Source organism: Gemmatimonadota bacterium, from assembly GCA_016712265.1.
GTDB lineage: Bacteria > Gemmatimonadota > Gemmatimonadetes > Gemmatimonadales > Gemmatimonadaceae > RBC101.
The window spans coordinates 408,728-429,236 of the sequence record JADJRJ010000027.1 but is presented as its reverse complement, the minus strand read 5'-3'; the positions used below and the strand labels follow the sequence as shown (position 1 = coordinate 429,236).

Below are 20,509 nucleotides of genomic sequence, written 5' to 3'. Positions count from 1 at the left end.
ACGATGCCCGTTCTGGAGGCGGCACACATCCGACCGGTGACCAGCGGCGGTCTTCACCAACTCAGCAACGGCCTCCTGCTCCGGTCGGATGTACACAAGCTCTTCGATCGTGGCTATGTGACGGTCGAACCGAGTGGCAGCTTTCGGGTCAGCCCACGCCTGCGGGAAGAGTGGCAGAATGGTCGGGTGTACTACGACCTTGAGGGCCGTGCCATTCGATTGCCGACGGCGCCGGAGGTGCGACCGTCGCGCGAGCTTCTTGAGTGGCACAACGACACCGTGTTCCGGAGGTGAGCATGCAACTCCACGAGCTGCAGGGCGAAGTCGTGCGGTTCGCCGAGGAACGCGAGTGGGGGCAGTTCCACGATCCCAAGAACCTCGCGATGGCGCTGGCATCAGAGGCTGGGGAGTTGCTGGCGCTCCTGCGCTGGGTGCCTACTGATCGGGCGGACGAGGCCGCTCGTGGCGATTTGCGGCCGTCCCTGGCCGACGAGATCGGAGACGTGGGAATCCTGTTGATGCTGCTGTGCAATCGAACGGGAATCGACCTCGGTGGCGCTATTGCGGAGAAGCTGCACCGCAATGCGCTGCGATATCCGGGTGAAGGAGTCGCGCGGTCGTTCAGAACGACCGGGGAATGAACCTCGACCAATCGGAGCACCAGCGGTGCCACAACGTGCGGTGATGCTGAGTTGGCCGCCGGTGGACACGCGTGCTCCGTCGGAGCGTGTCAGACGATCCGCTGATGAGTGCGGCCCGAAGAAGCTGCGACGCCTTGCGCGACGCGGGGATGTGGCGACCCTTCCGCGGCACCTTGCAAACGACATTTGCGAGTTCGTTGAGAACCCTGGCCCTCCTCCTGTTTGGCACTGAACTCTCCGGAATTTCCGGATAGTTCGCACAGCCCCGCCGCCCCCGCGGCGACTCGTGCACCTACCTCCGGTCCGGTCGCAGCTGCACCGACAAGTCCCGCACCTGTCCGTGCAACCCCGGCCCCACCATCCACCAGGCTCACACTGTTGCCTCGGAGCCGGGCTGCGGTTGGTCGCCGGCGCGCAGGCGGCCCGAACAAGCCGCACCCGGCAGGTGCGAGCGATGCACTACCGGTGGCTCGCTCCCCACTCCCTATCGCGTTGCGCCCCGTCAGGGTTGCCCGCCCAACACTGGAGGGTGCACGGCAATCTGTGACAGCTACCCTCCGCGCAGTGTCGCTCGACGTGACCGCGACGCTTCCGCAATCGCCCGCACTGCTGTCTCGCCGTGCCGCACTGCCGTCTGCACACAGCGCCCTGCCCGCGTGTAACTCGACTCAATTGTCTCCGCAGCTCGCCCAGCCTCATGCAGCCGGCGCGCTGTTCTCTCGCGACCTCGCGCAGTCATCTCCCAAGTTCGCCGAGCCTCATGCGGCCGGCGCGCTGTTCTCTCGCGACCTCGCGCAGTCATCTCTGAAGCTCGCTGTGCCTCATGCGGCCGGCGCGCTGTTCTCTCGCGACCTCGCGCAATCATCTCCGAAGCTCGCGGTGCCTCATGCGGCCGGCGCGCTGTTCTCTCGCGACCTCGCGCAGGCATCTCCGAAGCTCGCGGTGCCTCATGCGGCCGGCGCGCTGTTCTCTCGCGACCTCGCGCAGGCATCTCCGAAGCTCGCGGTGCCTCATGCGGCCGGCGCGCTGTTCTCTCGCGACCTCGCGCAGGCATCTCCGAAGCTCGCGGTGCCTCATGCGGCCGGCGCGCTGTTCTCTCGCGACCTCGCGCAGTCATCTCCCAAGTTCGCCGTGCCTCATGCGGCTGGCGCGCTGTTCTCTCGCGCCCCCGCCGGGTCGTCTCCGCGATTCACCCTGGCGTGTGCGCGCGGCGCTCAGCTCCCGGGCGGCGTCGCTCAGTTGTCCGCGAAGTCCGCGCTGTCTTGAGCACGCAGCCCCCGGTTGCCGCGCGATCTCGACCAATGGTCTCTGCAGTCCGCCCTGCGATGTGCGCCCGACGCCCTGCTCCCTCGCGACCTCGACCGGTCGTCTCGCAGGTCCGCGCTGCCTCATCCGTGCTTCGCCCGACTCCCTCGCAACCTCGCGCAGTGGTCTCTGCGGAGCACTCAGTTCCATCCGCCCGAGGCGCAGCAGCAGAAAATGGCGTTCCAGCCGTCCAAGGCCGCTCCACGGCACGGGGCAAGAAACCTCCGACCAGCTCGTAACTCATCTAATGGCAACCACTTGAGCTACGGTCGCCTTTCGTGCTCCATCTGTACACGTCCCAAGAGACCGAGAAACACCGGGACGGGTTCGCGGGAACAGGCGTTCCGTGCCGCCTAGACCTCCACGCACATCGGCGCGTTCACTGGCGAGTACCCCAGGTCGCACACGCACGCATTCACATACGTCACCCCACCGGCCACCTCCACGCCGTGCGCCTCGTGGATGTGCCCGAACACATGCACGCGGAGTGCGCCGAGCGAGGGAATCCGAGCGGCCAGGGCCTCGCAGCCCACCCGCGCACCGCGCGGCCACGCGACCGTGTCCAGGATGCCTTGCGGCGGGCCATGCGTCACCAGCACCTGCACGTCATCCGGGATCAGCGCCCACTTCGAGGCCAGCTCGTCGCCACGGTCGAGATTGAACGCCCAGTCGTGGAACCACGGCTGCCATGGCGAGCCCCAGAAGCGCACGCCGTCGATCACGCAGCCGTTGTCGCGCAGGTAGGTCACGCCTGATGGAACCAACACCTCCGCCGCCTCCGGCAAGCGCTCGAAGGCGAAATCATGGTTCCCGGCAATCAACACCTTGTGTGCGTGCGGCGGTGCGGCGAACCAGTCCATGAACGCCGAGATCTCGTCCAATGAACCGCGGCCGGTCATGTCGCCGGCATGCACCAGCACATCCCCATCGGGGAGTGGCGCCATGGCCTGGTGACGGGGAGTGTGTCGCTGATGAGAACGAGGCGCATGGGGGAGGGAGGGTCGCCGCGTCAATCACTCGACGACGGACCATGTGGACGGTCGGGGCCGGCGGCCGCGACACCCCAAGAGCGCTTACTCAGTCACTGGGCAAAAATACGCAGTGACTGAGTCACCCAGAAGGACCCTCGTTCATCTGGGGACACTGTCCCCACGCCGTCGCTACGAGCAAGCGGCCTACGGACTCAACTCCCTGAACCGGCACACCCCGTTTGCCAGCAACATCTGCCGCGGCGTCGAACACTCCGGCTCGAACACCCGCGGGCTCGCCACCAATATCACCACGCACCGCGCTCGCGACGTCGCCACGTTGAACCGGTTCCGGCTGAACAGGAACTCCAGCCCGCGCGGCGCGTCCGCCGCACTGGATGCGGCCATCGAGTAGATCACCACCGGCGCTTCCTGCCCCTGGAACTTGTCCACCGTACCCGCCGACACGCCGTACGGAGACAATCGCTCCACCAGGCGGGCTACCTGCGCATTGTAGGCTGCCACCACGAGGATGTCGGCACCAGTAAGCTGCGCGCGTTCCCCTTGGCGTTCGTCCATGTCGCCCCCGCGGCCGTCAGCTGGCGCACGAGCTGCTCCACCACGTCCACCTCGGCGTCCGCGTAGCCGCGATTCCCCTCATGCGCGACCTCGACGACGCGCACGCCGCTCCCATCGAACACCCCGCAGCCGGCGAGTACCTGCGCTTCAAGCGTATCCTTCGACCGGAGCTGGCCTTCGTAGTACATCTCGGAGGTGAAGGCACAGACCTTGGGCGCGAGTCTCCAGGTGACAGGGAGGAACAGCCCCACATCAGGCGAGATCACCGAGTGTTCACCCAGCACATGATGCAGCGCGGAGTTGCCCACGCCGTCGGGATGGCTTCCCTTGGTCGGTTGGTTTAGCTGCTGGGGATCTCCGAGCAACACGAGGCTCGCCGCGGCGCGAGAGACCACGACCGTGTTGGCCAGGGCCATCTGCCCGGCTTCGTCCACAAAGATGACGTCCACTGCGTGGGCGAGTTCGGGCCGCGCCCAGAACCACGAGGTCGCCCCCATCACGTCGATGGCCTGTTCGTGGAGCAGCGCTGCCCCTTCCTTGTTGTCCGTGACCTCACGGATGGCCGACGATGCGTCGCTGGCGTCCTCCGCACTCACCCTATGCGCAATACGCACGTCCAACCGCAGCTCAACGGCGGCCTCGTGAACTGCCTCCAGGAGGTTGCGAATCGCCTTGTGGCTGTTGGCGGTCACCCCGACCTGTTTGCCGGCCTTGACCAGCGCGCAGATCATGCGGGCGCCGGTGTAGGTCTTGCCGGCCCCGGGCGGGCCCTGCACGGCCAGAGTACTCCGGTCCAACGTTATTGCCACACGTTCTGCCATCCGCACGTCCGCATTGCTGCCGTCAAACAAGACGGGGGCGCCTCCGCGGGATTTCAACCGTGGTGCCCTGCCGAGCAGCAGGTCACCTGCCGCGCCGAGGTCCGCCGACACAAGGTCGCCGCTGGCGGCAACCCGTTCGCCGATCTCCAGCACAGCGTCCGTCAGGATCCCGGGATCGACCCACTTATGTTCGAAAGCGCTCGCGGGGCGCAGGTCGACTTTCGACGGCCCGACCTCGACGTCGATCGTACGGCGCACGCGATCGACGGTGACCACCTTTCCCCAGGTGCCTTCCTTCAGCTTGAGCTCACCCCCGGCACGGATCTCCATTTCCTGTGGAGGCCACGCATACCGATCGGTCACGGTGCCGGTGGGTTTGCCCTTCTTGCTCAGCTTCTGCCCAACCCGCGCGACAAACGCGAGCCCGGCGACGGCCTGCGGCTCGTCGACCAGCTCATCTTCGGGCAAGTCGCGGAGCCGGAAGTACTCCCACCACGTCGCCTTGTCCTCGCGCCGATGCCAGTCCAACAGGTACGCCAGGATCCATCGCGCTTGTTGCTCAGCCGAGCGTGCCGCCCGCTCCTCGGGGATCCCCGCCAGGAGGCGCTCACGCAATGCCTCAACCTGTTCCGCCCTTTCGTCTGGCTCCTCCGGCTCCTCGATCGGTGGCACCGGACGCGGGAGGTCGACTCCACCGGCGATCGCCATGGTTCGCACCGACTCCAGCCACTCGCGGAGCCGCCACGTCGATACGCAATCGTCGCGGTTGTACCCCTCCACGGCAGCCCGCACCTCCGGCGGCGCCTGTGGACCAACGCCCAACTGCAGATGCTGCTCCATTGCCCGCAGGGCACGGTTGGGCGTCCATCAGGTCCACGTCGCGCACGTACCCGTATGCTGGCTCGAGGTTCTTGATGGAATACCGTTCGACGCCGACGTGCGGCCCCTGCTTGACCGCGGCGTAGAGGTCCACGAAGCGACCGCCTCGCAGCAGGGCATCGAGGTCGGTGGCACGGGTGGCGTATCGCCCCATCAACCGCTTGAACGCCGCAGGTTCATACGGCGCGTAGTGGTAGACGTGCATGCCCGGGAAAACCGCCCACTGACGCATGATGCGGTCCATCACCGCCTCGAACGCGATACGTTCCTCGTGCGCGGTCAGCCCCAGAACGCTTCGTACACCGGCGTCCCGTCATGTGCGATCGAGACGACGCCGAAGAGGTACTCTCGTCCGCCTTCCACAGCATGCGGGTCGCCCTCCAGATCGAGAAAGAGGTCGCCGGGTGAAGGCTCGGGGGAGTCGGCCGAGTCCCTGGCCGGGTTCCGGTGCGCGCAGGCGATGTAGGGGGGACGTCGAGGCCGCGAGAGGGCGACCTGGGCCTCTGCCTGGGCAATCACTCGGGCATAGGACTCTACCGAGCCGCGCGAAGGCTTGAAGGGGAGGGCCTCCAGTTCGGCGACAGCCGTCACTGTACCAATTCCGTGGGCGGCGAGTTCATCGCGCTGCACCCGGGTGACGCCGGCAATCAGCGAAAGGTGGTCATCGGCCAGCCGCCTCTCACGACAGCTGCGGTGCCAGTGGCACATCCGCAGTGCTCCACCGGCTCCGGGTAGTGCGCCGCCGCGGGCGCGTCGGCCCCGAGGGCGATCCCATCGAGCAGCTGCCGTCGCACGAGGCGCGAATAGGCGGCATAGTCGTCGACGCGATATCGCTGGATGGGCGCCACCGGGTCCGGGGTCACGACGTAGAAGTACTCAGGGCGTGTGCCCTGCAAGTCGGCGACGAGTTCCGAGTAGAGCCCGAGCTGCAGGATGGTGCCCCCGCGTGTTTCCCTCGCGAGTTTGGTATCCGCGACCTCATAGGACCAGGGGCCGAGGCGGGAAGGGGTGTCGACGCGCTGCAGGATGTCGGCGTAGCCAAACCACTGGCCGTCCCCGAGGGCGGCCTGCACGATCACGTCGGCGCCCTCCTGCATGGCGGCAATGGTGCGCGCCATGGACTCATCACGGTTGCCGATCCCGATGCCATTCAGGTCCACCACACGCTTGCCGGCGCTTGCGAGCTGCCGCACGTAGTTGGCCTCGTGCGCCTTGCCGCGCTCGATGAGGATGTCCAACAACGGGTCCTCGGCGCGGTGTACGCGGGCGCGAGTGCCCTGGGCGGCCGCGAGGTCGAGGGCCGTGCGATGGCGGCACCCGAGGAAGTGCGACAGGTCGGTGGCGGAGAGGACGACGTGTGGGCCGTGGACGCGCACGAAAGGCAGGGTCGGTGTAGGCCGGGAAGGTACACCAGGGGACTGACAGGCGGCGACGACGTGGGCAGGTCGTGTGGGTGTCAGTACCCCATCGCAGACTGGATCGCAGCACCAGAAACGTCACCCGGCTTCCGGCTATCGACACTCCACCTGTATGCATTACTGCCCAGATCCCGCCCAAACGTACTTCGGCGCCTCCCTGCTCGCCGCATGGCTGGGTGGCGTCCTCCTGTGCTGGCCCGTCCCGCCCCGTGGACGCCACGAGCGCGAGGACAGGTCGAGTGTCAGACCCCCCGGCTACCCTGCAGACCCGAGGAGTCACCCGCCGGGCCCGGCGGAGATGGGTGAGTGGGCATGTCAATGCCGGGTCCCGGTGTGGTGCTTCCTTCCTCGTCAGCCCCACTGCACTCTTACGGCGTGACACGGACCAACACTCGGCAGCGACCGCACCCCGCGACGACCGCAAAGTCCAGCGTTGGATCGACCTGGTCGCGGGGCTCCTCGCGCGCGGGACCCCGGCCACGTTTGAGGACCTCGCGCGGGTCGTGCCGCAATACGACGAGGCTTGGCAGGCGGCGCAGCGAGAACGCGACCCCGCGCGGCGGCGCACCAGGCTCGCCTCACTCAAGCGCACCTTCGAACGCGACAAGGACGAACTGCGGCATCTCGGGGTGGTCCTCCAGACGTTGCCCGATCCGGAAGGTGGGCAGGACGCGTCGACCTACCGCCTGCGCGCCACGGACTTCTACCTGCCCTACCTCTGTGTGGCATGCCCCGTGCGCGGCGAGGGCGCCCACGCCGTGTGGATCGATATGGGTACCGCGCCCTAACGACCCTCGCCTTTCCACCCGACGAGCTCCAGGCTGTGGTGGACGCGGCCGCCGTCGTGAGCACCCTCGGCGATGCCGCCCTGCACCGGGAGGCGACACACGCCCTCAAGAAGCTGGCCGTTGACCTCCCGGTCGATGCGCTGCACCCCGGTGCGGACGAGCCGACCCATTTGATCCCCCGGGCGCGGGCCAGCGCTGAGGTGTTCGACGCGCTGGGTGATGCCGTGCGCCGCCGGAAGGCCGTGTCGTTCAGGTATGAAGCACCGGCTGGTCGTCCTGCCATGCGCGCGGTCGAGCCGTGGGGGTTGTTCTTTGTGGGTGGCCACTGGTACCTCGCGGGATTCGACCGCGACCGAGCGGCGCGGCGGAACTTTCGGTTGAGTCGCATGCGGGACGTCACGGTGAACGGGCAGCGCGCCGGCTCAGCGGACTTCGAGATCCCAGCGGGGTTCGATATTCGCGACCTGGGCACCGCTCGCCTCGCCTGGGAACTTGGCGAAGGAGACGAAGAGGGCGCCGTGGTGGAGTTCCGCTCGCCGGCTGGGGGCCGGCCTGCCGTGCGCTACGGTCTCCCCGTGGAGGGCATGCCGGGGCGGCAGCTGCTCACGGTAAGACGTTGGGAGCCGTTGGTCCGTTGGGTTCTGTCCTTCGCGGGCGAAGTGACTCCCGTGTCTCCGGCGCACCTGGTCGACCAGTGCCGCAGCGCCCTTACCGCAACGCGGGCCTTGTACGAACAACCACCGGACATCATCCCCACACCATCGCCCCTCGCCGCTGCTGAGCACCCGAACCGCTGGCAGCCACCGACGGCGGCCGAACAATGGCGCCGGTTGCTGGAGATCATCCCGATCCTGGCGGATGGGACCCCGCATTCGGTTGAGCAGGTGGCCGTGGCTGTGGGCACCACGGTGGATGTGCTGCAGGACGACCTGTATGCGCTGGTGACGCGCTACGATGTGCCCGGGGGCTTTGTCGAAGGCGTCCGCGTCTTTCTCGAGGCCAACGAGGTCTCGGTGCTGACCAATCACTTCCTGCGTCCCATGCGCCTGACGAGCGCGGAGTTGTGCGCCCTGGAGCTTGGCCTGGCCGTCCTGCGACAACGCCGACCCCCTGACGAACATCCCGTCCTTGGGCGCGCTCGAGGGCGTCTGCGAGCGGTCATAACTCGCCTTGGCGAGGATCCACTGACCAACACACAGGCACGTCACGTCGTGGGAGAACACGCGAGCGCGACCAGCGTCCAGGTGGTGCGTGGAGGGATCCGCCAGCGACGCAAGCTCTCGATTCGCTATCGCGGATCGGGCCGCGAGGCAGCCACGGACCGAACGGTCCATCCGCGGAACCTCGTGGCATCGCATGGACAGCTGTACCTGCTGGCGTGGTGCGAAGTGGCGCAAGACCTGCGGACCTTCCGTCTGGACCGGGTGGAGGAGGTCACGCTGCTCGACGCGACCTTCGTGGTCGAGATGCCGCTGGACGTGGAGCAGTGGATCGGGTCGGGGAAGGTGTTCCGCGGCGATCCCGTCGAGGTGATGCGCGTGTGGTATGCGCCGAGCGTTGCCCCGTGGATCGCTGAACGTGAGGGCCGCGAACCGAACGCTGACGGGTCGTTGGTCCTCGATCATCCGGTGGCCGATCGCGAGTGGGCCGTGCGTCACGTGCTGCAATACGCCGATGGTGCCGTCGTGCTCTCCCCGCCGGAGTTGCGCGACCTGGTGTGCCAGCGACTCGAACAGATGGCGAGGGAGCTCTAGCCGTCCCAGCCGAGGTCGGCTGTCCACGCGATGTCCGCGCCACGTCTGCCCGGCTCGCCCCCTTCAGTTCTCCCGGTCAGGTCGCAGATTGCCCGCGTGACCGCCACGCGCCGCACCCCCTGCACCGAACGCCGACATGACTGACGACCGCGGCACGCGCGGCATGCACGAAACCGTGGAGTGGGCCATCCGTCGCACGGGGATCCAGCTGCCGGACCCCGTGTTCCGCGGGGGACCACTCCTGGTGGACCCGGACGCGGTGGCCGAGGAAACGCCGGCGCCTCAACGCCACGCGGCCGCGACGGCAGGCGCGCTCGTGGTCCTCGCGACGCTCGCCCTGCTCTACACGCTGCACCTCGCCCGCGCGGTCCTCCTGCCGATCGTGGTCGCGATCCTCCTCTCGTTCCTGCTGCGCGGGGCGGTGCGCTGGCTCAAGCGTCACCGCGTCACCGAGCCGCTCGGCGCCGCCATCGTCGTGTTTGGGAGCACGCTGCTGGTCGTTGGGGCGCTCGCCCTGCTCTCGGGCCCGGCGGCCGCCTGGGTAGATCGCGCCCCGGGCGCCATTGGGCAGGTGGAGCGCAAGCTGCGCACGGTGATAGCGCCGATCGTGCGCTGGGAAGCCACGGCGGCGCGTGTGGGGTCGATGGCCAGCGGCGCGGACAAGGCGCCGGTCGCCGCCGCCCCGCGGTCCGGGTTTATGCTGCAGCTTTTTGGTGAGGCCGCCGACCTCATCGTCGCCAGCATCTCGGTCATCTTCCTGACCTACTTCTTGCTGGCGTCCGGCGACCTCTTCATGCGCAAGACGATGAAGGCGCTCCCGTGGCGGGCGGGATCCAGCGGCGTGCCGCAGAAGATCTCCGATGAAGTGGAGGCCGCGGTCAGTGCGTACCTGCGCGTCTCCATGTTCATCAACATTGGGCTGGGTTTGGCAACTTGGGGGATCCTCGCGCGACTCGGCATGCCGAACGCGGGGTTGTGGGGCACCCTGGCGGGGCTGCTGAACGTGGTGCCGTACCTCGGTGCGATTGCCACCACGGGGATCCTCGCCGTGGCCGCACTCACCGTCTTCGACAACGTGGGATACGCCCTGCTGGTCCCCGGTGCGTATTTCCTCCTGAACATGGTGGAGAGCAACATCGCGACGCCGCTGCTGCTCGGGCGACAGTTTCCGCTGAACCCGGTGGCGATCCTCGTGGGGGTGATGATGTGGGGATTCATCTGGGGGATTCCCGGGGCGATCCTCGCGGTTCCCTTGATGGTCACGCTCAAGATCCTCTGCGATCACATCCCGGCGTTGCGCACGGTCGGGGATTACCTGGGCTCCTGACGCCACCCGACCCGCGCCCGTCCACGTCGGCGTGGACATATCGGCACCCGATGGCGTGTGCGTCGTCATCCTGTGGGTCAGTTGATACGGCGCAAAGGGCGAACCGTCACGAAATCGACACCTCCGGACCTGAACATTGCGGCTCCCGCAATGCCCCAACGATCACCGGAGGTACCATGAGAAGGCTCGGCGCACTCGCAATCTTCACCTCGGTCGGCGTCCTCGCCGCCTGTAGCGATCCCCACAACTCGCTCGTCACGGATGAGCCGGTCGCGAGCTTCGATCTCGCCGCGTCCAGTGGCGTCTTTGCCGGACCGCCGAGCATCGTCCCGTTCACCGGTGACGCGGCCTGTCTTGACAACGGCCAGATCATCAAGGATCCGACCGACGAGCCGTTCCAGCTGCCGGCCGGCTGGACGCAGAAGATCATCACCTACGAAGACGACTTCCCGACCACCAACTCGGAAGTCAACTTCGACATGCTGACGCTCAACGAGACGGGCCCCGAGGCGGGGCGCTACCTCTATCGGACGCATGAGGTCGACGACTATGCGGCCCTCAGCCGCGTGGACCTGCTCACCGGCACGAGCACGTTAGTTGCCGAGCGGCAGGACTGGGAGTCCTTCGACGGCCTCGTCTGGACCCCGTGGGGGCACGATCCTGATGGCTGAGGAAGTGATCACCGCCACCCACCGCGATCCGCAGTATCCCGACATCGAGCGTGGGTTGATCTACGAGTACAACCCGACGACGGGTGACGTGAAGGCACTTCCGGCAGTTGGTGCGCGGTCCCACGAAGGGTTGCGCTTCGACAGCCAGGGGAACCTCTACGGCATCTCCGAGTCGCGCGGCATTGCGAACGCGGGGAAGCCTGGCGAGTCCGGCGCCATCTTCAAGTTTGTCCCGACGCGGAAGGGCGACCTGTCCGCGGGCAAGCTCTACGCGCTCAAGGTGCGCGACGGGCAGTCGCGCACGGGTGAGGCGACCTGGGTGGAGCTGAAGCTCGACCAGACGACCTTCGACTCCGATGCGGCCGCGCAGGCGGTGGGCGCGACGGGCTGGGATCGTCCCGAAGACGTGGAGATCGTGCGTCAGGGCAACAGCGACGTGATGTACGTGGCGGTGACCGAGAGCTCGAACCTGGCGAAGAACAACGGGCTCGTGCTCAAGATCGTGCTCCGGTCGAACAGCTTTGCCATGGTGAGCAACTATGTGTTGCCGGGGGTGAACGCGCCGAGCGAAGTCGCCGATCCGGTGTGGGGCTCCGACGCCGGCCTTGGCTTTGACGATCCGGACAACCTCACGGCGCTGCCGAACGGCGATGTCCTGATCAACGAGGACGACTCGCCGAGCGACACCTGGATCGCGCGCGGCAGCGGGCCGATGGCGACGACGGTGGTGGAGTTCTCGCGCTTGCTCGACTGCGGCGCGGAAACGACGGGGATCTACTACGACAAGTTCCGCCGGATCCTCTACGCTAACTCGCAGCACGCGGCGCTGCACGGTGGCCGCGACCTGACGGTCGCGATCTACCCGCCGAAGGGTCGGTAAGACCTCTGATGGCGTCGACGGGCCGGGGGCAGATTGTCCCCCGGCCCGTTTGTCGTCCCGGCTCACGATTGTCGTGGGAAGCCACCCATCGGAGGCTGCCACGGGGGGATGCCGCCTCGCTGCCCGTGCAAACGTGGCCCCACGCCCGACCAGGGCGGAGACCCGCCGTGACCTCCGGGGGGCCCTGATCCTGCGCCGCAGGTCGACCGCCTCGCCTTCCTCAGGAGGCGCACTGACCGCACCTTCCTGCGCGACCCCCGCGTCCCGAAACTCCGGGTGCTGAACGGTATTCCCGAGCCAGTCCACGACATGCGCGCGATCCTCGCCTGCCTCACCCTTGGGGCCGCCCTGCTCTCGATGGCCGACGAGGCCGATGCCCAAACGACCGAGCTCGATCGTTCCCTTGAACAGTTGGTGACGGACTACACGCGGCTCTACACGCGAGAGACGTTCGCCGAATGGCGGGCGCTGTTCCTGCCGACCTTCACGTCAACGTCCACGACGGCAGACGGGGGGACGAGCGTGCGATCGCTGGAGGCATTCCTCGCCGCGCAAGAACGCGGGTTCCGTGAATCGCAACGCATGGGCGAGCGGCTGGAGCGGGTGCGCATCGACCGTCGCGGTCGCATCGCCATGGTTGCGGCCGACTTTGAGTACTGGAACAACGACACCACACGCCGCGGGACGCTGGTGCTGGCGGCGGTGCACGTCCGCGAGGGGTGGCGCTTTCAATCGTTGGTGTTCTCCTACCCCGACTGAGGCCACCCCGCTCGCTGGGAGATTCAGGGCACGGGCTTCGGTAAGCCGCCCGATCGCAGGAAGTCCATCGCCATGTTGGTCATCGCGCGTACACCGACCGGCAGGGCGCGATCGTCGGCCTGGAACAGGGGCGAGTGGTTGCTGGCGACCGTCTTGAGGTCGAGGTGCGGCGGCGTGACGGAAAGGTTGAAGAAGAAGCCCGGGGCGAGTTCGGAGAAGCGCGAGAAGTCCTCGCCGGCCATCGTCACGCCACCTTCGCTCGCGCCCGCGTCGCCGGCCACGCGCTTGAGCGTGGGGAAGAACCGCGACACCATGACGTCGTTGTTCACCGAGCTGGGATAGCCAATGTCCACGGTCACCTCCGCGGTGGCCCCGTGCGCTTCGGCGATGTTGGTGGCGATGCGCTTCATGCGCTCGTGGATCGTCGTGCGCGCGCGCGGGTCGAAGGCGCGGATCGTCCCGATCATCCAGACCGAATCCGGGATGATGTTCTCGCGCAGACCGCCGTGGATGGCGCCGACGGTCACGACGGCTGGTGCGACAGCGAGATTGAGCTGCCGCGACACAATGGTCTGCAATGCCGTCACGATCTCCGCGCTCGTCACGATCGGGTCCACCGCGCCGGAGGGCATGGCGCCATGGCCCTGGCGGCCACGCACGACGATGCGCCAGCCATCCGCGCTGGCCGAAATCGCCCCCGCCCGATAGCTCATGGCGCCGAGGGGCCCTGGGCCGACATGCAGGCCAAAGACGCCATCCACCCCTTTCATCACCCCGGCCTCGATCATGGGCAGCGCGCCACCGCGTGGCGGCACTTCCTCAGCGGGCTGGAACAGGAACTTGACGGTACCCGGGATGCGATCCCTCAGGCCAGCCAACACTTCGGCGGTCCCCATGAGGATGGCCGTGTGCATGTCGTGGCCGCAGGCATGCATCACGCCGGTTTCTTGGCCGTTGTAGACCGTGCGCACGGTCGACTTGAACGGCAGATCGTTGATTTCGGTCACCGGCAAGGCGTCCATGTCGGCACGCAGCGCCACAGTTGGCCCGGGCTTGCCGCCCTTGAGGATACCGACCACGGCCGGGATCCCGCCGACGTTCTCCTGTACCTCGATCCCGAGCGACTTGAGGTGCGCGGCGACCAGGGCGGCGGTGCGCTTTTCGGCGTAGCCGAGTTCGGGATTCTGGTGGATGTCGTGCCGCCATGCCGTGACCTTGTTGGCGATGGCGGCCGTGCGACGATCGATCTCTGCGGCGAGCGCGGGATCTGCCGTGATCGCCTGGGCAGCGAGGGCCGACGGCGAGGAGGCAGCCACGGCGGCGGCGAGGACGAGAGTGCGGAAGCGCAGCATGGGGAGTGCGGCTGGTCGGGGATGCGACGAAAGTCGAAGGAAGAAAGGTACGGCGTACCCGCGCCGCACGGGTACGGGGGTCGCATGGCTGGCGCGTCGCGTGGACCGCTCCGGCGGAAGGCAGGTAGTTTCCCATCGCCTCAACCCCACGTCGTGAACCCACTCGGTCGCCTGCGCTGTCTCGTCGCCGCTGCTGCCTTCCTCGGGCTTTGCGGTCGCGAGATCCCTGCCCAACCACGTCCTGCACCGCGCCCCGAGGCGCGCGTGATCTACCGCAACGTCAGCGTCATCACGCCACACGACACCGCGGTGCGTGGGGGAATGGCCATTGTTGTGCAGGGTGAGCGCATCACGGAGGTCGTGCCCGTGGCAGCGCTCACCGCGGCGCAGCTCAATGGGGCGACGATCTGGGAAGGGCGTGGTGCGTTTGCCCTGCCCGGTTTGATGGATTCGCATGTCCACCTGGCGACATCACCCGATCGTGCGGACGCCGAACGCGAGTTCGCGCGACTGGTCTACAGCGGGGTGACCCAGGCGCGCGACATGGCCGGGGACGCGCGGTCGCTCGCGGAACTTTCGCGCATGGCGATGATGCATGAGGTGCCAGCGCCGGACTTCTTTTACTCGGCGCTGATGGCGGGGCCGTCGTTCTTCAGCGACCCTCGTCCCGCGGCGTCAGCGGCCGGGCTCACGCCCGGGCGCGTTCCATGGATGCAGGAAGTGGTCGACACGACGGACATCCGTCTCGCTGTAGCGCGTGCCCGCGGTACCGGCGCGACGGGGATCAAGGTCTACGCGAATCTTGCCGGCGACCTGGTGGAGAAGATCATCGCCGAGGGGAGGAGGCAGGGGATCCCGGTGTGGACGCACCTGCAGGTGTATCCGGCGACGCCATACCACTCGCTGGGCGCGACGGCTGTGTCACACGTGGCGATGATTGCGCGGTGGGTGCTTGAGCCGGGGAAGCAGGCGTATGGTCACGCGGGTCATCCCCCGTGTGATGCCCTGCGAGCGGACCATCCGGAGCTGGTGAAGTACTTCGCAGCATTGGCACGATCAGGTACGGTCCTGGACGCCACGTTGTCGCTCGATTCATTGCCCGGGGTCGCGCCGGCGTCGGGGCGCGTGCGTTGTTCGGGGCGGCTGGCCGGAGAGCTGGTGGCGGCCGCCGTGCGCGCGGGCGTCCCGGTTTCCACGGGCACCGATCGCACGACGCCACGCGCGGCCGGGTATCCCGCGCTCCACGATGAACTTGAGGCGTTGGTGAAGGTTGCCGGTTTGACTCCGCGTGAAGTAATCACGGCCGCCACGTTGCACGGTGCACGCACGATCGGTCGTGAGCGGGACTATGGAACGATCGAGGCCGGGAAATACGCGTCGCTGGTGTTTGTACGCCGAAACCCGCTGGTGGATATCGCGAACCTGCGCACCGTGGTGATGACGGTGAAGCGGGGGAAGCAGTATTCGCGAGCGGCGTACCGCAGGAGGTGAATGATGCTGCCATGACCAAGGGCGCAGTACGGGCAGCACGGGCAGCACGAGGGGGCGTTGTGATACGCCTGCTGCTCAGGTCTCGCGGGCCTCGTACTTCATCCGTGCACGGCGAGCCTCAGCGTCGGCACGGGCTACCAGGAACGGTCGGGCTGGACGATTGGCGTCCGAACGATAGATCCGCTGGGGAGATGGTCTCCGCCATGACGCCGATGGAGCCCAGCGCTCTCCGCCTGTACATTCGAGCAGTACTCCGGACCCACCGCCTCCGCACATGACCTTCCGTACTGAAACCGACACCTTCGGCCCGATCGACGTCCCCAACGATCGCTACTGGGGCGCCCAGGCCCAACGCTCGCTCGGCAACTTCAAGATTGGTTGGGAAAAGCAGCCCGCCTCGATCGTCCGCGCCCTCGGCATCGTCAAGCAGGCGGCGGCCATCACCAACATGCACCTCGGCAAGCTCGAACCGGCCATCGGACAGGCCATTGTCGACGTCGCCCAGGAAGTGATCGACGGCAAGCTCAATGACCACTTTCCGCTGGTGGTCTGGCAGACCGGGTCGGGCACGCAGTCAAACATGAACGCCAACGAGGTGATCTCGAACCGCGCAATCGAGAAACTCGGCGGAGTCATGGGCTCCAAGAAGCCCGTGCACCCGAACGACCACGTGAACATGTCGCAGAGCTCCAACGACTGCTTCCCCACGGCGATGCACATCGCCTGCGCGGAAGAGGTCGTGAAGCACCTGCTTCCCGCGCTCACGCACCTGCACGCGGCGCTCGACGCCAAGGCGAAGGCCTGGACCGACATCATCAAGATCGGCCGCACCCACACGCAGGACGCCACCCCGGTCACCCTCGGTCAGGAGTTCTCCGGCTACGCGCAGCAGGTGGCCAACGGGATCGAGCGGATCAAGCTGACGCTGCCCGCCCTGATGGAGTTGGCGCAGGGCGGCACCGCGGTCGGGACCGGGCTGGCGTCGCCGGTTGGTTTCGCCGAAAAAGTCGCGGTCGAGATTGCGCGCATCACCAGCCTGCCGTTTACCAGTGCCCCCAACAAGTTCGAGGCGCTGTCGGCCCACGATGCGATGGTCTTCACGCACGGCGCGATCACGACGGTCGCCATGTCGTGCTTCAAGCTGGCCAACGACATCCGCTTCCTCGGCTCCGGGCCGCGCGCGGGGCTCGGCGAACTCGCACTGCCGGAGAACGAGCCGGGCAGCTCGATCATGCCCGGCAAGGTGAACCCCACGCAGGTCGAGGCGATCACCCAGGTCGCGGCGCACATCCTGGGGAACAATGCAGCCATCGCCTTCGCGGGCTCGCAGGGGCACTTCCAGCTCAACGTGTACAACCCGATGATGGCCTACAACTTCCTCCAGTCGGTGCAGCTGCTGGCGGATGCGGCCGTCTCGTTCACGGACAACTGCGTGGTGGGGATCGAGCCGCGACTGGACAACATCGCGCGTGGCCTGGCCAACTCGCTCATGCTGGTCACGCCGCTCAAGGAGAAGTACGGCTACGATCGCGCGGCAAAGATCGCGAAGACGGCGCACAAGAACGGCACGACGCTGCGCGAAGAGGCGATCAAGGACGGCATTCCGGCCGACGACTTTGATGCGATCGTGCGTCCGGAGAACATGATCGCCCCGGGGTGACCCTCCGCATCCTCCTCGTCGCCGACTCGCACCTGGGGTTCGACCTTCCGGTCTCCCCGCGGGTGAAGCGTCGGCGCCGGGGAGAAGACTTCTTCGCGAATCATGAGACCGCCTGTCAGGCGGCGATCGAGCACGGAGTGGACCTGGTGGTGCACGGCGGCGATGTGTTCGATCGCCCCGGGGTTCGGGCCGAAGTGGCATTGCGTGCGTACGCCCCACTGCGTGCGGTCGCGGAGCGCGGGATCCCGGTGGTGGTGGTGCCGGGGAACCACGAGAAGTCGCAGCTGCCGCACGGCCACCTGCTCCAACACCCGCGCGTGCACGTCTTTTCGCAACCACGGACCGTGACGATGGATGTCCGGGGCGTGCGCGTTGCGCTGGCCGGCTTCCCCTATGTGCGTCGCGATGTGCGTTCCCGGATGCCGGAACTGGTGGAGGCCACGCGCTGGCGCGCGCGCGACGCCGATCTGTCCTTCCTGTGCGTGCATCACTGCGTGGAAGGCGCGACGGTCGGGCCGGGGAACTACACGTTCACAACAGCCGACGACGTGATCCGGCATGCGGACGTGCCGGCGGAGTTCGCCGCCGTTCTCGCCGGGCACATCCATCGCGCGCAGCGGCTCGATGCCGACCTGCAAGGGCGGCCGTTGCGGACGCCGGTGTTCTATCCGGGATCGGTGGAACGCACCTCGCTCGCCGAAATTGATGAACCCAAGGGATACCTGCTGCTGGAGGTTGGTGCCGGGCAGGTGCGACACACGACGCTCGCGCTGCCCGCGCGCCCGATGGTGCGCGTCGAAATGGAGGTCACGGGGGTGCCGGCAGAGCGGCTGGATACCCAGCTGCAGCACGCGATCGCCTCGGCACCGGAGGATGCGGTGCTGGTCCTGCGGGTGAGCGGGAACCTGGCCGCAGAACACCAGAAGCTCCTGGCGGCGGCGCGACTTCGTCGGCTCGCCCCGCCGACGATGAACATTGAGGTGCGGGCGAACTGGGGGCCGGCCTATGCGTCGGCGAACGACCGGGAGGTCGAGCAGCTCAACCTGCTGGAGCCACGGTAACATCGTTCAATCCCGGGGCGTGGCGCGAGTGGGCGCGGCTCCCGGAGCTCGCCCCGAGCGTCGAGGCCGCGTGTCTCAGGGGCTCGTGAGCAAGTACCTGGTGTCCCCGGCGATGCGCTGCGCGATCTCGTCGAGCGGCAAGTCGTTGCGATCGGTGCCGAACGGTTCCTCGATCTCGGTCGCCAACAGCTCCAGCCCCATCGTCGCAAAGAAGGTGAACATCGAGGCGATCACCGTGCCGTACCCGAACTCGCGCACCAGGCCAAAGGGCATGACGAGCGCATACAGCATGACAAACTGCTTGACGTAAGAGCTGTACGAGAACGGGATCGGCGTGTTGCGAATGCGCTCGCACGCGCCGCACACATCGTCGAGGGTCGACACCAGTGGCGTGAGGGCGATGATCGCCTCGCGGGGGAGCTGTCCCGCCTGGATATCCTCGTGGATGGCGCGCGAGATGGAGCGCACGATCTCATTGGGGAGATGAGGGCCGCCGGCGTCGCGCGGCCGGCGCAGGTGGTCGGCGAGAGCGCGCGGGAACTTGCCGAGGAGCGTCGCATAGTCGTCGCGCCGATCGCTGGTGCGGGGCAACATGGCGTCGAGCGCGTGTGACAGGGCCCGCGAGGTGTTCACGAGTTGGCCCCAGAGGCGGCGCCCCTCCCACCAGCGGTCATATGCGGTGTTGGTCCGGAAGACGAGCAACAACCCCAGGATGATGCCGAGGATGGACAGGAACGAGGGGCCAAGCGGCACCGCCACTCGCATCACGTCGGTCTCCAGCCAGACAATGAGCGCCGAGTAGATGCCGGCTCCGATCACATCGAGCGCTAGCGTGCGAAAGACAGGGCTCCGTGGAAAATCCAGGAGGATGCGGATCCAGTTCTTCGGGTCGTAGGAAATCATGGCGCTGGACGATAACACGGGGCGGCGCGTTGCCCGAGTCTGTTGCAGCGCTGGACAGGCGTTTTCACCGCCACCACCTTGACCCTCCTCTCACGCCCCAGACCGATGCGAATCCACGCGAGCGTCGTACTCCTTGCTGCCGTTGCCGCCATCGCCGCCTGTACGCCGCGCGCCGAAGAGAACGAGGCCCGCCCGGCATGGACGGCCGAGAATGGCGTCACCGTGGGGAGCCCCGCGCCGCGGAAGGAAGGGCAACTGCGCGTCCTCGTCTACCATGACATGGAGGGACTCGCTGGCCAGGACGACTACCGCACCTTCAACTACTCGCATCCGGAGCACTACCCGAAAGGCCGGGCGTTCCTCGCGGCGGACGTGAACGCCGTCGTGGACGGCCTATTCGCCGGCGGCGCGACCTCCGTGACGATCGTGGATGGGCACGGCTCGGGGAACTCTGCGCCCGACCTTGATCCGGCCCTGCTCGACCGGCGCGCCACGCAGCTCACCCGGGATAGTGCCTTCCGGCAGTACGTCGACATCGTCACCCCCGACACCTACGACGCGATCGTGGCCGTCGGGATGCACGCGAAGACGGGGAGCCAGGGGTTTGCTGCCCACACGATCACGATCGGGATGGATGTCTGGATGAACGGGAGATCGATCACCGAGAGCGAGCTGGTCGCCTATTCGTGGGGCCGCTACGGCGTGCCGATGGTGATGGTGACCGGCGATGACAAACTTGCCGCAGATCTGCAGACGATGCCGTGGCTGAAGTTCGTCGTGACGAAACACGCTACGAGCGCTAGCACGGTGCAGTTGCGCGACGTGGACAGCGTGCACGCCGAGATGAAGGCCCAGGCCGCGGCCGCCCTCCGCGACATCGCGCAGGCGAAGACGATCACCGTGAAGGAGCCGGTGAACGCGGCGCTCCGGGTGGTCCTGCCCGCTCGACTCTCCCCATTGCGCGGCGTACCCGGGGTCACCCTCGCGGCCAGCGGAGATCGCGTCGACTTTGTGGCGAAGGACTTCGTGGCCGCGTACGATGGGGTGAACGCGTTGATCGGCGTGGCGCGCCTCGCCTATCCCACGGTGCAGAATGAGATCATCCGCGAGCACGCGGATAGCACGCTCATCCTCAGGCGCCAGCGCGAGCGGCTGATGGAACGATGGTTCGACGTGGAGTCCGGACGTTGGTCGCCGCCGCCGGCGCCCGCGGCGGCGCCGGGGCGGAAGTTCTACGGGGCCCAGTAGTAGG

20 protein-coding genes and 1 pseudogene are annotated in these 20,509 nt (G+C 67.3%); 13 read left to right on the top strand and 8 right to left on the bottom strand.

The features are described 5' to 3' along the window. Nucleotides 1-3: 3 nt before the first annotated feature. The 3 genes from IPK85_06225 to IPK85_06215 all read left to right on the top strand — a co-directional run bounded on the left by IPK85_06225 (nucleotide 4) and on the right by IPK85_06215 (nucleotide 1,907). Nucleotides 4-294: an HNH endonuclease gene (locus IPK85_06225; protein MBK8246980.1), complete on the top strand. Its 291-nt coding sequence runs from the start codon at nucleotides 4-6 to the stop codon at nucleotides 292-294. Nucleotides 295-296: 2 nt separating this feature from the next. Next, nucleotides 297-641 (top strand): nucleotide pyrophosphohydrolase, encoded by a 345-nt coding sequence (locus IPK85_06220; GenBank protein MBK8246979.1) that lies wholly within the window; start codon nucleotides 297-299, stop codon nucleotides 639-641. A 672-nt stretch (nucleotides 642-1,313) separates the two neighbouring features. After that, the gene (locus IPK85_06215; protein ID MBK8246978.1) at nucleotides 1,314-1,907 is read left to right on the top strand and encodes a hypothetical protein; all 594 of its coding nucleotides are present in this window, start codon (nucleotides 1,314-1,316) and stop codon (nucleotides 1,905-1,907) included. A gap of 392 nt (nucleotides 1,908-2,299) precedes the next feature. Here IPK85_06215 and IPK85_06210 read toward each other — a convergent pair. From IPK85_06210 to IPK85_06185, 6 genes and pseudogenes are all read right to left on the bottom strand, one after another. Further along, a pseudogene (locus tag IPK85_06210) lies at nucleotides 2,300-2,934 on the bottom strand (metallophosphatase domain-containing protein). A gap of 187 nt (nucleotides 2,935-3,121) precedes the next feature. Further along, nucleotides 3,122-3,439 (bottom strand): ATP-binding domain-containing protein, encoded by a 318-nt coding sequence (locus tag IPK85_06205; protein MBK8246977.1) that lies wholly within the window; start codon nucleotides 3,437-3,439, stop codon nucleotides 3,122-3,124. Further along, a complete protein-coding gene (locus tag IPK85_06200) occupies nucleotides 3,415-5,022 on the bottom strand; it encodes an AAA family ATPase (protein MBK8246976.1) in 1,608 nt (535 codons plus the stop codon). The genes IPK85_06205 and IPK85_06200 overlap by 25 nt, the downstream gene beginning before the upstream one ends. Continuing rightward, complete coding sequence (locus IPK85_06195; protein MBK8246975.1) at nucleotides 4,934-5,437, bottom strand: ribonuclease H-like domain-containing protein; 504 nt, start codon at nucleotides 5,435-5,437, stop codon at nucleotides 4,934-4,936. Before IPK85_06195 ends, IPK85_06200 begins: the two co-directional genes overlap by 89 nt. A 35-nt stretch (nucleotides 5,438-5,472) precedes the next feature. Further along, complete coding sequence (locus IPK85_06190) at nucleotides 5,473-5,784, bottom strand: hypothetical protein (GenBank protein ID MBK8246974.1); 312 nt, start codon at nucleotides 5,782-5,784, stop codon at nucleotides 5,473-5,475. Between the two features lie 56 nt (nucleotides 5,785-5,840). Beyond that, on the bottom strand, nucleotides 5,841-6,569 hold the full coding sequence (locus IPK85_06185) for a hypothetical protein (GenBank protein ID MBK8246973.1): 729 nt from the start codon (nucleotides 6,567-6,569) through the stop codon (nucleotides 5,841-5,843). A gap of 344 nt (nucleotides 6,570-6,913) precedes the next feature. Between IPK85_06185 and IPK85_06180 the strand changes: the two genes are divergently transcribed. From IPK85_06180 to IPK85_06155, 6 genes are all read left to right on the top strand, one after another. Continuing rightward, nucleotides 6,914-7,399, top strand: a complete 486-nt coding sequence (locus IPK85_06180; GenBank protein ID MBK8246972.1) for a hypothetical protein — start codon at nucleotides 6,914-6,916, stop codon at nucleotides 7,397-7,399. Then, nucleotides 7,372-9,153: a WYL domain-containing protein gene (locus IPK85_06175; protein MBK8246971.1), complete on the top strand. Its 1,782-nt coding sequence runs from the start codon at nucleotides 7,372-7,374 to the stop codon at nucleotides 9,151-9,153. The genes IPK85_06180 and IPK85_06175 overlap by 28 nt, the downstream gene beginning before the upstream one ends. Nucleotides 9,154-9,289: 136 nt before the next feature. After that, entirely contained in the window at nucleotides 9,290-10,480 is a 1,191-nt protein-coding gene (locus tag IPK85_06170; GenBank protein MBK8246970.1) for an AI-2E family transporter, read from the top strand. 176 nt (nucleotides 10,481-10,656) lie between these two features. Continuing rightward, nucleotides 10,657-11,151: a hypothetical protein gene (locus IPK85_06165; protein ID MBK8246969.1), complete on the top strand. Its 495-nt coding sequence runs from the start codon at nucleotides 10,657-10,659 to the stop codon at nucleotides 11,149-11,151. After that, on the top strand, nucleotides 11,144-12,031 hold the full coding sequence (locus IPK85_06160; GenBank protein MBK8246968.1) for a DUF839 domain-containing protein: 888 nt from the start codon (nucleotides 11,144-11,146) through the stop codon (nucleotides 12,029-12,031). Before IPK85_06165 ends, IPK85_06160 begins: the two co-directional genes overlap by 8 nt. A 309-nt stretch (nucleotides 12,032-12,340) precedes the next feature. Further along, complete coding sequence (locus IPK85_06155) at nucleotides 12,341-12,790, top strand: nuclear transport factor 2 family protein (GenBank protein ID MBK8246967.1); 450 nt, start codon at nucleotides 12,341-12,343, stop codon at nucleotides 12,788-12,790. Nucleotides 12,791-12,813: 23 nt separating this feature from the next. Here IPK85_06155 and IPK85_06150 read toward each other — a convergent pair whose 3' ends face one another. Next, a complete protein-coding gene (locus tag IPK85_06150) occupies nucleotides 12,814-14,142 on the bottom strand; it encodes an amidohydrolase (protein MBK8246966.1) in 1,329 nt (442 codons plus the stop codon). Between the two features lie 153 nt (nucleotides 14,143-14,295). On the opposite strand from IPK85_06150, the gene IPK85_06145 reads away from it, so the two are divergent. From IPK85_06145 to IPK85_06135, 3 genes are all read left to right on the top strand, one after another. After that, entirely contained in the window at nucleotides 14,296-15,633 is a 1,338-nt protein-coding gene (locus tag IPK85_06145; GenBank protein ID MBK8246965.1) for an amidohydrolase family protein, read from the top strand. 274 nt (nucleotides 15,634-15,907) lie between these two features. After that, nucleotides 15,908-17,293, top strand: a complete 1,386-nt coding sequence (fumC, locus tag IPK85_06140; protein MBK8246964.1) for a class II fumarate hydratase — start codon at nucleotides 15,908-15,910, stop codon at nucleotides 17,291-17,293. Beyond that, nucleotides 17,290-18,354, top strand: a complete 1,065-nt coding sequence (locus IPK85_06135) for a metallophosphoesterase (GenBank protein MBK8246963.1) — start codon at nucleotides 17,290-17,292, stop codon at nucleotides 18,352-18,354. The genes fumC and IPK85_06135 overlap by 4 nt, the downstream gene beginning before the upstream one ends. Nucleotides 18,355-18,429: 75 nt before the next feature. Here IPK85_06135 and IPK85_06130 read toward each other — a convergent pair whose 3' ends face one another. After that, nucleotides 18,430-19,257, bottom strand: a complete 828-nt coding sequence (locus IPK85_06130; protein MBK8246962.1) for a hypothetical protein — start codon at nucleotides 19,255-19,257, stop codon at nucleotides 18,430-18,432. 105 nt (nucleotides 19,258-19,362) lie between these two features. On the opposite strand from IPK85_06130, the gene IPK85_06125 reads away from it, so the two are divergent. Further along, complete coding sequence (locus tag IPK85_06125) at nucleotides 19,363-20,505, top strand: M55 family metallopeptidase (GenBank protein ID MBK8246961.1); 1,143 nt, start codon at nucleotides 19,363-19,365, stop codon at nucleotides 20,503-20,505. Nucleotides 20,506-20,509 lie beyond the last annotated feature (4 nt).